This window comes from Marinobacterium profundum (assembly GCF_001528745.1).
Lineage (GTDB): Bacteria > Pseudomonadota > Gammaproteobacteria > Pseudomonadales > Balneatricaceae > Marinobacterium_A > Marinobacterium_A profundum.
This window is the reverse complement of record NZ_BCNS01000185.1, coordinates 1-10,463: the sequence shown is the minus strand read 5'-3', so window position 1 is coordinate 10,463 and position 10,463 is coordinate 1. Positions and strand designations below refer to the sequence as shown.

Genomic DNA, 10,463 nt, shown 5'->3' with positions numbered 1-10,463 from the left:
TTATGTGGCTCCTAGTTTTCACCTTTCGTGTCTTCGTCGGGATGAGCGCGTCGTGGTACTTACAATCCCAGCGCGTATGCGCCAAACTTTCATAGTCTCGCATAGGGTTTCCTTCTGCTTTCTTGGTCGAAAGACGAAGGTACATTGACCGTAGCCTCGGTCAAACCTATGCGAGTCACCCCGGCATAGCCGGGGGTTTACCCCTGATTAATTACCGCTTCATCCAGATCCGAGTTACCGGCAAGACGCTGGGTAATATCGGCCAGACCTTCGTCCATGGGCGACAGCGCCGGCGCTATGCTGCGCGCCAGCGGCATGCCAAGCAGCATCAGCAGGCGGTAGGTCTCGATTTCCAGCAGGCGCTGCATAAGCCGCCCAAGCTGACTCGGCGACATGCCGCGGTTGTACACCAGAAAACGCCCAAAACCATCGCTGTGCAGACGAAAGCTGGTCCATATATGGGCATCGCCCTGCTGCGGGCTACTGCCAATCAGGCGCATACCCTCAAAGTTGCGCTTGGCCTGGGGCAACAGCTGCTTGCCTTCCAGCTCACTGTATTCGAAAGCGACATGGAAAGCGCCCACCACACTGCCATGCAGCTGGTCCAGCCAGCCGGGCGGCAACAGCGACAGCGCTGTGCAGGCAAAGGGCTGATCGCAGGCGCCGCTCGGACTTGTCGCATCAAGGTAGATAAAGGTGTAGGCCACAAACTCCATATGAGTTTCACGCCTAACCCGCAGCGAACCAAAGTCCTGTTGAAAGCAGCTGCTGTCCTGCTCCGGCACGGGGGCATTCAGCTGCTCGCACAACGCCTGTAGATGACGAAACTGCTGCGCCCGCCCGGATTCGGGACATAGCACCGCCAGGTGCGTAACGCGGGCCGGTGCCTGAATCTGCTGAAACGGCCGCGAGTGCAGCTCTTCATACAGCAGCTCGCGCAGCGGATGCAGATTAAACCCGGTTTGGGTAGGCAGCGCCTGAATTAGATCGGTCATTCCTTGGTTCCCTTTCACTGAGCGGCTATTGAAACCCGGCACGGGAGCCCACTCAATACTGCGAATGTACCCTTGGATATGCAACTTGTGGGCCTGCTAACCCTCACAGTTATACTTAGTCCTGCAGCGGCGCCAGCATCAGCGGTTTTGATGACAGGTCGATGGCCATTAGCTGGGGCTGCAGCTCGAACCAGGCATCAAACAGCTCAGCACTCAGATTCTCAGGCCAGTGATCGCCAAACTCATCCCAGGCCGACAGTTCGTTTTCGAACATCTTGCGCCAGTGATCCAATTGGGCGGCGGCAAAATCATCTTCGCTGAAGACTTCATCAATCAGATAGAGCGTACCCTCGGTCCGAAGCGCTGCGAGGCTCAGCTCCTGCTCGTCCTCCGAGGCCTCACCGGCGTCGGCGGGCAACCCCTTTACCCAGTCGGCAAACGGCTGGCGCGGCAGCAGTGCGAAGGCCGCACGGTTTAACAGTTTCATGGTTGCCTCTCCTGATTTTCTTTTAACCTGACGGACAAATAGGTTCCCTCCCTATTTGTCGTTATGTACAGGAAGTGCGACAGAAAAATGCTCCTGCATTTTCTGCATTCCCGCCATCCATGGCGATCGTATGCCGCGCACGCATGGATGCGAATGTGCGGTCACGCCATCACTCTTTAGCCTAAAAGAATGGGCGCAGGTGCGTGGACATGCTGGTTTTGCTGGCGTTCGCATTGGCCTACGGCCAATGATGAAGCGTCCATGCTTCATGTATCAACCCGCCGGGTTAATATATACTTTTCGATCCCGTTCACCTCACCACCTGCGTACCCCATGCTGATTCGAGTACTACCCACCCTCAACCACCGTGATCACTGGATCAGCCTGTGCCAGCGCGAATCCCCCTACTGCTTCGTCGAAACGCCGGAAAGCCTGGTAGACTTTCAGACGGGCTTTCTGCAGATCACGCAGTTGAATGGCGCGGTGCGCGACGGGCGCGAAGCGGTCAAATTCAGCCTCGGCTCGCGCCTGTCGCTGGAGCCCGCCTGGGCGCTGGTCAAGGCCTGCAACTGGCGGCTGGACACGCTCATCGAGGGCCTGGAGACTCTGGATTTTCGCAGCAACGTGCGGGATAACTCCCTGCTGGGCGTACATACCGATCTCAGCGTTCGGCGCTACTTCGCCCGTGAACGACATATCAGCTCACCCTCACGCCTGGGGCTGCTGAAACCGCTGCTGCAAATGCCGGATATCTGGGACGGGCACAACCTGAGCCGCCTGCTGGCCAATGACCAGTGGCAGGACCTGCAGCCCGCCAGACACAGCTCTGCCGTGACATCAAACGCAGCTTCCATCGACTGCAACAGCCTGCTGCTGCAGCTGCTGGATACGCCAGAACACTGGCTCGGGCTGAGTCGTAATGGTCGCCTCTATCTGCTACACCAGCGCAATGCCATCGCCAGCCTGATACCCGACCTGCAGCCGCCACAACCCAGGTTGCAGCAGCCGCCTATCTGACAGCTTTTAGCTGACACCCAGCCGGCTTATGCCGGCTCCAGCGCTGCGTTCTGCGAACCTTCAGCCATAGCGGCCAGCAGCGTGCGCGGATGATCCGAGTTCAGCAATATCTTGCCCTTTGCGGTGGGGAACTCCACATCGATATCCACCACGCGGCCATCACGACAGACGTTGATGATGGTATCCATGCAGGAACTGAGCAGCGAGTACTTCTCATCCGGTGCTGCAATAATGGTCTGCAGCCCCAGGTCGTTCATGAAGGCCAGGGAGGTCATGGTGTTTTCGGAGTCCAGCTTGTTAAACGCCTCATCAAACACCGACAGACTCATGCCGCCGAGCGGACGGCCATCCGCGCCTTCGCGCAGCCGGTAGGTCGCGCCCATGGCGGCGGCCATGGCCACATAGAAAGGCACCTGGTGCTCGCCACCGGAACCGGTCTTGATGCGCTGTGTCAGGGTCGTCTTGCGGTTGCCGTCCAGATCCTTGACCACCAGTTCGAAGTTGTAGAAGTTGCGGTAATCCTGCAACAGGCTGCTCTCGCCCTCATCCTTCAGCACGTCATGGATTTTTTCCAGCGCCTTGTGGTGCGGCTTGTCGCCGTCGTTCTTCAGATCGAACAGAGAGCCGACATTCGCCTGATCCATGCGCGTGTAAGCCTCAACCAGCTCCAGAATATCCTTGAGCTCAGGGTTGGGCATCATCTCGAAACTGTACATTTCCTTGTGGAACGGACGGTTCTTGAGATGCGAATTCAGTTCGCGAATGAGGTCCTTGATCTTGTCAATCTGATCATTCAGATGCGCCACAAAGTCGGAACGGAAAGCCGTTTCGGCTTCCAGGCGGGCGCGCTCGGCTTTCTTGGCGTATTCGGCCAGCTCTGAATCAACCAGCACCGTAACGGTCTTGTCGACAAAGGCCTCAAGATCCTCGTGGGTGGAATCAGCGCTGATCATGTCCAGCGCCTGGTGACTCAAGCCGCCGCCGTGGTAACGCGCCTTGTACTGAGCCACGGCATCACGCACGCCGTTTTTCTTTTTCTCGTGCAGCTGCAGTTCGGCCTGGGCCTTTTTGGCGGCCTCAAAGATGACGCGCTCCAGCTCGCCGACGCAGGTTTCATCCAGATAATCGCGTTTTTCCTGCGCAGCCTGAGCATCGAATATCGCATTTTCCTGGCAACGGGCACGGGCAGCGCTATGTTCGACCAGTTCTTGCTCCAGCACCTCAACGGCCGCGTTGTCCTTGATCATGGCCGTGCGGGCCTTCTGCAATCGATCCATCAGCTGCTTCTGCTCGTCACCGGCCTTCTTCTGCGCGGCAACAAGCTCGGCAATCGCCTGCTGAATACCACTGTCGTCCTGATTGCGCAGATCTTCGACCGCCTGGCGCTGACCTTCAATCTCGGTGTTTAGCTGCTCACGCTGATTCACCAGATCAAACACCCGCGCGTTCACACCCAAGAGCGCATGCGCCAGACTGATCAGGTTGTCGCGCAACTTCTCCAGCGCACTGTGCTGCTTGCCCAGGGTGGTAAACTCATTGACCATCTGATCAACCTGGCGACCCTGAACTTCCAGCTGACTGGCGCGACGCCGGATACCCATGATGGGCTGCATCTCGTTGATAGAGGTGGTAGAGCCCTCGGACTGGAGCATGCAGTCGTAGGTCAGAGCACGTTCGTGGCGCAGCAGTTCGGTTTCGGTTTCCACCGCCATCACCGATCCCAGGGCGCGGTTCATGTACGCCCGCGCATGATCGCTGTCAGTGTCGATAAAGTGCGCCAGAGACCCCGCCTTGTAACGCCCCAGCCAGTCATCGCTCTTGGTGGTGTTGATGATACGACTGCCCTTGAGGTGGCGCCCCTTGCGACGGTAAATGGTGATGGCTTCCTTGACCCGGTCCGGGTCCACCACCAGTGCCTCGCGCCTGGCACCCAGGAAAGACTCTATAGCCACACGCCACTTGTCGTCATTGATATCGACCAGCTCGCAAATGGGCATGGACTCGATACCGTACTCAGCCAGCAGCTCCATCAGCTCCTGGGTATTGCGGCGCACCGGCGCCCGCCCCTGCTTGAGCTGCTCCACCGCGCCCTTCTGGTTCTGGATTTCGGAGCGCAGCTCGTTCATGCGAATCACCGAACGCTCGAACTGACGGGCGATCTCGCGCCGCACGCCATCCACATGCTTTTTCAGCTGATCGAGATTATTATCGACCTCGACCGGCGACTCGGGCCAAAGATCCGCCATCATGTCGCCCCCCTCGCGCCACAGGCCAACAGACTGCTGCACCACGGGGCGGAAGTTTTCCGGCATCAATTGTTCGAAGCTGGCGAAGCCGACTGTGGTGCGCAACACGCCATGGACATGCTGAATACGGTCCTTGATACCACCCAGTTCATGCTGGCGCGCAGTCACGGCCGATTCCAGCGCCTTGATCTGATGCGCACTGTCGGTATTGTTCAGGCGCGCGCGAGCTTCGGCCAGGTCCTGCATGATCTGGTTAAGCTGCTCGGACTTCTGTTCCAGCGAAAGCTGATAACTGCTCTCTTTTTCCTGGTTTTCTTCCAGCCGCTCGGCAGCCGCCTCTTTCTTCAGATCGGTATTCTCGAAGCGGGATTCATGTACCACCCACTCATACTCGACGGCATTGCGCACGTTGCGCGCGATGCCCTTGCACAGCTCCTGTACCTTTTCGAGCTCTTCGATGCGCCGGGAGACTTCCAGCGTCTTGTGCTCCATGGCCCGGTATTCGTCGAGGGACTTGCGAAAGGCCCCCACGTGCACAATGCTCTCGTCCAGCACAAACTCACGGATAAAGCGGGTTGGGCTGTCGATAGGCAGGAACTTGAGTGCGTTACGGAAATTTTTGACGAACTTGTCGTCATCGTTGGGCATCTGCGGATCATGGCTCAGATGCGTGACCATCTCGCGAATAAAGCGATTCGCGCGTTTTTCGAGCACCATATCCGGGCAAGCCTTGAGCATGCTGGCCCGCACCTCGTTCCAAGGCCGCGGCAGACGCCCTTCGCCGTCGCGGCGGGTGAAATCATCCAGCGATACCGAAAAGTCCTGCAAAATAAAGCGCCCCAGAATATCTTCATCAGGGGAAGCCGTGGAGGCACTGATAGCGATACCAACACAGCTTTCACGCGCTGATTCGGTATCGAAAAAGCTCAGCGCCATATAGCTGAGGGCATCTTCACGGGCGTTACCTTTCTTGCCACTGTCATCCATCATGCCCAGGCAGTAAGTGCGCAGGCTGCGCTCGCTCTTCTCGCCGGCCGAGGCGTTGAAGCTCAGGTAGCGTTTGTGACCACCCATCAATACCGTCTGGATGGCATCCAGCAGGGACGACTTGCCCGAACCGTTGGGGCCAACGATAGCGACATTGCCCTTGATAGGGATTTCGATGGCACCGAGTACATACCAATTAACCAGAACTATTCTATTGAGCTGCTTCATCAGCGGACTCCTCGGCAGGCGCCATTTCATCGCGGTTATCCGCATCACACAGGGCTTCCAGCTGACCGATAAAGTCCTCGACCACCACCTGACGAATGGTAGGATTGATTCCCAGCGGAAGGTTTTTCGGTTCGGTTTCCAGCGGTTTGCCGCGCTCGATCAGGCCATGGCGCGAGAACAGCGACAGAATTTCCTTGAGGCGGGTTTCGTTGGGAATCTCCTTGCCGGTCAGGTTTTCGTAAAGCCCTAGAAGCGAGTCGGTACTGGTGTAGCCCTTGCCGCCTTCGACCTCGAAGTTCTCCAGCTTCTGCTCATACTGCTGGCGCAGACAGAGCAGCAACAGCGACTCATCCAGACGCAGCCGCATGACCCGCTCCTCTCCCTTGGGCAAGACGCCCAGGTAGGCTTCATCTGGCTGATAGATCAGCGACCAGCCAATAGCCTCGAACAGGTTGGTGAAATAATCGATATGGGACGTCACCAGGAAATAGCTGTCACGGTGCCCCGGCCGCTCGGCGTAGAGGAACTGACTGACCAGCAGCAGATTTGCCGCACGGGAAAAGTCGTCGGCCTTGTACTGGTCGTTTCGACCGATGATTTTCTGCAGATCACCCAGCATTTATAGTTTCCTTTGAATCACAAAATCTCGGCACTCAACCATATCCGCGACATTGACATAGTTGTCTTTGAAGCGAACCGAGTAGGCCTGCATGGTGCCCTTGCCCTTTTTGCCAAGGGAGGCCAGATGGCGCACATAACTGAAACAGATGTAGTCTTCGATCGTTTCGATACGAAAGCCGCCAGCTTCAAGACTGCTGCGACTGCCCAGATTGCTCTCCAGATAGACATCAATACGCTCCGGAGTCACTTCCCTGCGGTCCTTGTATTCCTTGAACAGACGCCGCAATTCCAGCACCTGTGGATCGATCTCGGCCTGGTGAATCACCCGGGGCTGAGCTTCAATGCGCCGCCGTATCGGCGAACGAACACTGGAGGGCGACAGGAAGCCAATGGACTCCAGGGTATCAATACGGGGCACCTGCGCATCCGGCCGCCGGGCAATTTCGCCGATCACGCGCGATAGCCGCGCGGCCATGCCAGGCGTGGTTTTATCCATGTAACGCACGGTATCAGCCACGCGTTTTTCCAGCCGATAGCGGAAGTCATCGATGGTGGCCAGGCGCTTATCCACCGAATCGAAGATGCGGATAATACGATTGATATGCTGATGAACCCGCGCTTCGGCATCATCGTGGCCAACCTCAAACTGCATCTGATAATGCACGGTCAGCTTCTCGAGGCGCAGACTGTCGAACTGCAACTCCCGCAGTAACGACAGTATCTGACGCCGAAAGCGAAAGGGATTGTTCTTGGTTTTCAGTGTCTTGTAATCCGACACCAGGATGTGTTCAACGAAGCGGTCAAAGAAACGCCGCACGATCTCCTGGGCATTATTGGTGGCAGCCAGACTGATCTTGAGCTCGCGCAACCCCAGCAGCATATCGGTCAGATGGGCGCTGAAATCCGCCGCTGTCTGTGCCGCTTCCGCCAGCGTAATACCACGCCCCACCGGATCATTGATGGCGGATTCCAGCGAGCTGAGCACGTTCAGTACAGCACCGCCGTAGGAGCGTTTTTCCAGGTTGGCAATCGATACCAGCGAGCGCAGCAGGTAGCTGATGGAGGGCGATAACAGCACAAAGGTACGATAGATGCGCTGCTCTTCCTCCAGCCAGCCAGTTTGCACCAAACGGCGATAGACGCGGTTGGCGTACTCGGCGGCCGAGCGCGGCGGCTCGCCACCCTCATTTTCTTCATCGTCTTCCGGCTCCCAGCGACGCACACCCAGGCGCACCACTGCATCTTCGATCGACGAACGCACCAAATCCTTGGGGATAAAAGGGTCGATCAGGTCCTCATCGAAGAACAGATCCGCCAACGCGAGCATAACCGCCTGATAAATATGGCGATTCTGACCCGAGAGCGGCAGAAATAAGTCATCTGGCAGCTTGTTGAACAGCATTCGTTCCGGTTCCCCTGCCGCCCCTGAGGGGCAAAGCCCGTTGCAATGGAAAACAGAGGATTCTAACGGAAAACGGACCTATTAATAACCCTGATTAAGCGGGAAAAACGGCAAGATTGAACACCGGACCAGGCGCCGAGGCACCCGACAAGACAGAGGTAGTATCAGGAAACCCAACAGCACGCTGCTTGCAGAATTCGTAACGCCAAACATAAAAAGGCCGGCAATCAATGGCCGGCCTTTTACTCTCCAGCGTAAAACTTAGCTATCGATGTCCAGATTGCCATTACTGATCAGCGTCGCGAGGTCGACGCCAGTCACACCATCCAGCTGTATCACCTGATCAGCTGCGTTCGCGGCATCCGCAGCATTAGCCGCCCCCGCCATGCCTCCAGCAGTACTTACATAAAGCACGCTATTCCCGCCGGTTTCATCCACAAAAATGAAATTACCGATGGTTCCTGCGGTCTCGCCTGTTAGCAGATCTGACAAGTTCAGCACATCGCCCTGAGCCGTATTGAAATCGGTAATGCTGTCTTGCGCATAGTTACCGACACCCGCAGTACCCTCATCACCGGCATTCCAGACGAAGATATCGGCACCATCTCCACCGGTTAGAATCTGATCCCCTGAGCCGCCGACCAGCACATCGGAATCAACTGAACCATCAAGGGTGCCATCACCTTCAACCGTTACCGCAATAGAGCCTGATACGGAGTCACCATCCGCATCGGTACCCGTGATACCAAATTCAAGCTCGGCGGTGCCGGTATTGGTGAAGGCGCCAACCGATGTCACTACGATACCAGTGTTGGCACCGACTCCCCCATAGATCGCGACGTAGCTGATGGCGCCGCCGTCGTCATCCTTGATTACAATTGGCGTATTCTTAACCGTGGTTAACGTCTGCGAGCTTAAAACTGAGCCATCGTCGCCATAAGCAACCCACGTGATTTCACTACCGTTTTTGTCTGCCTGAATTGTTACAGAGTTGACCTGCGGACCATCAAAAGCGCCAGGCACAGGCTCAACGCCAAAGTTATCCGCATCGAAATCCAGCAATAGCAGCTCCGTTGAGTTCACCAACGGATTCGAAACCCCGTAAGAGTTACTGTTCAGGTTGACTTGAGCCTGCGTCAAAGCACCCTGAATGGTATTGAAGTTAGTGGTCGTATTAAAAGCGCCAGCACTATCAATGTAGCCAGATATCAATACCAAATCGGCGTTCGCATCAGCGGCATCCGGGATGATATACCCCGTATTCGGCCCCGCACCGAAGGAACTCCCTTGCCCCGCCAGCACTTCTTCCGGCGTCGCTATCAGCTGCGGGCCGAAGATTTCGAAGTCGTACGTTTTGGTATTGGGGTCAAGACGAAGCGCGAAGATATCGTGTTCGGTGCCATCATCAAAATAGGCACGTACCTGGTTTTCGACACTGATGTCGTACTGGACCGGAAGCCCCTCAGGAAAGGTAACAAGATTCTGGGCCAGCAGTGCAGACAGATCAAAGGTGATGCTATCAACCGACCGAGCACCGTCGGCACCAAAGGAGAAGTCGAAGGCGCCTTCAGCTATATTCCCAATGGTATTGGCCAGAATCAGATTCTGGGCACCGCTAAATACCGGTGAGTCATCTTCGATGGTTACACTGATATTCGCAGGCCCCGAATCGTTAACACCATCTGACGCCACTACCGTTAAATAGATAGACAAGTCATCCTCAAGGTTGGCATTCAGATGGTCTATCGGCCCCTGCAGATCAGCCGACCAGGCACCTGTGGCCGCAACCATTGTCAGCACCAGAATAGTCGCACCGCCCGCAGAACCAGTGAGGACGGTATCTCCATTGGAGAATGTCCAATTGATATCCACATTATTTGACGTTAATGCCCCATCCACCGGCTTACTGTTGAAGCGATAGCTCAGAGCATCGCCATCAAGGTCGCCTGCAGTCACAGTACCGCTGTTGTCAGTTGCACTGTCAGTAGTGTCGGCGCTGCCGACTGTATCCGGAACCGCACCGCTCAAACCCTCTTCCGACACAACGACATTGGTTATCGCTGAAATAACTGGGCGGGTATCGTCATCCAGAATGGTTCCGATGCCCTGATCATCCGCGATTACAGCACCATTAGTCGCATTGGTCAGCGTTACCTGCATCGTTTCGCTGCCTTCGATCAACTGATCCGCTAGCGTAGCCACGGTGAAGGTCTTGCTGGTCTCGCCCTGGGCGAAGGTCAGGGTCTCACTGTTACCGGTGTAGTCGCCGCCGGCGATGGTGGCGCTGCCATCCGAGGTGGCGATGGTCACCGACTGGCTCGCCTGGGCATCGCCTGTGCGGGTTACGGTGAACACCAGGTTGCCGCCCTCATCGGTCGAGACGTCATTGACGCTGAAGCTTGGCGCAGCATCGTTATCCAGGCTCTGTCCCTTATCCAACTCTGACGTGGCCGCCGACCCCTTACTTTTACATACCAGCT

At 56.6% G+C, this 10,463-nt stretch carries 7 protein-coding genes; 1 reads left to right on the top strand and 6 read right to left on the bottom strand.

Annotated features, from left to right (window positions below):
* Positions 1 to 197: 197 nt before the first annotated feature.
* Both MPRO_RS21450 and MPRO_RS21445 read right to left on the bottom strand, forming a co-directional pair.
* Positions 198 to 995, bottom strand: coding sequence for a DUF3422 domain-containing protein (locus MPRO_RS21450; protein ID WP_245635173.1), 798 nt, complete (start codon positions 993 to 995; stop codon positions 198 to 200).
* Positions 996 to 1,110: 115 nt separating this feature from the next.
* Positions 1,111 to 1,482 (bottom strand): hypothetical protein, encoded by a 372-nt coding sequence (locus MPRO_RS21445; protein ID WP_067298182.1) that lies wholly within the window; start codon positions 1,480 to 1,482, stop codon positions 1,111 to 1,113.
* Positions 1,483 to 1,815: 333 nt separating this feature from the next.
* On the opposite strand from MPRO_RS21445, the gene MPRO_RS21440 reads away from it, so the two are divergent.
* Positions 1,816 to 2,499, top strand: a complete 684-nt coding sequence (locus tag MPRO_RS21440) for a hypothetical protein (RefSeq protein WP_067298181.1) — start codon at positions 1,816 to 1,818, stop codon at positions 2,497 to 2,499.
* 26 nt (positions 2,500 to 2,525) lie between these two features.
* On the opposite strand, the gene MPRO_RS21435 is transcribed toward MPRO_RS21440, so the two are convergent.
* The 4 genes from MPRO_RS21435 to MPRO_RS21420 form a co-directional block, all read right to left on the bottom strand.
* Positions 2,526 to 5,960 carry an SbcC/MukB-like Walker B domain-containing protein gene (locus MPRO_RS21435; RefSeq protein ID WP_067298180.1) on the bottom strand — a complete coding sequence of 1,145 codons (3,435 nt, stop codon included), beginning with the start codon at positions 5,958 to 5,960 and terminating at the stop codon, positions 2,526 to 2,528.
* Positions 5,944 to 6,579 (bottom strand): DUF4194 domain-containing protein, encoded by a 636-nt coding sequence (locus MPRO_RS21430; RefSeq protein ID WP_067298178.1) that lies wholly within the window; start codon positions 6,577 to 6,579, stop codon positions 5,944 to 5,946. The genes MPRO_RS21435 and MPRO_RS21430 overlap by 17 nt, the downstream gene beginning before the upstream one ends.
* Positions 6,580 to 7,983, bottom strand: coding sequence for a Wadjet anti-phage system protein JetA family protein (locus MPRO_RS21425; protein ID WP_067298177.1), 1,404 nt, complete (start codon positions 7,981 to 7,983; stop codon positions 6,580 to 6,582).
* Positions 7,984 to 8,244: 261 nt separating this feature from the next.
* On the bottom strand, positions 8,245 to 10,463 hold a 2,219-nt coding region (locus MPRO_RS21420; protein WP_216821350.1), incomplete at its 5' end, for a Calx-beta domain-containing protein.

Excerpts from the sequence above, each read along its gene's own strand:
- MPRO_RS21425 (WP_067298177.1), bottom strand. The coding sequence starts at position 7,983 with ATGCTGTTCAACAAGCTGCCAGATGACTTATTTCTGCCGCTCTCGGGT.
- MPRO_RS21450 (WP_245635173.1), bottom strand. The coding sequence starts at position 995 with ATGACCGATCTAATTCAGGCGCTGCCTACCCAAACCGGGTTTAATCTG.
- MPRO_RS21445 (WP_067298182.1), bottom strand. The coding sequence starts at position 1,482 with ATGAAACTGTTAAACCGTGCGGCCTTCGCACTGCTGCCGCGCCAGCCG.
- MPRO_RS21440 (WP_067298181.1), top strand. The coding sequence starts at position 1,816 with ATGCTGATTCGAGTACTACCCACCCTCAACCACCGTGATCACTGGATC.
- MPRO_RS21430 (WP_067298178.1), bottom strand. The coding sequence starts at position 6,579 with ATGCTGGGTGATCTGCAGAAAATCATCGGTCGAAACGACCAGTACAAG.
- MPRO_RS21435 (WP_067298180.1), bottom strand. The coding sequence starts at position 5,960 with ATGAAGCAGCTCAATAGAATAGTTCTGGTTAATTGGTATGTACTCGGT.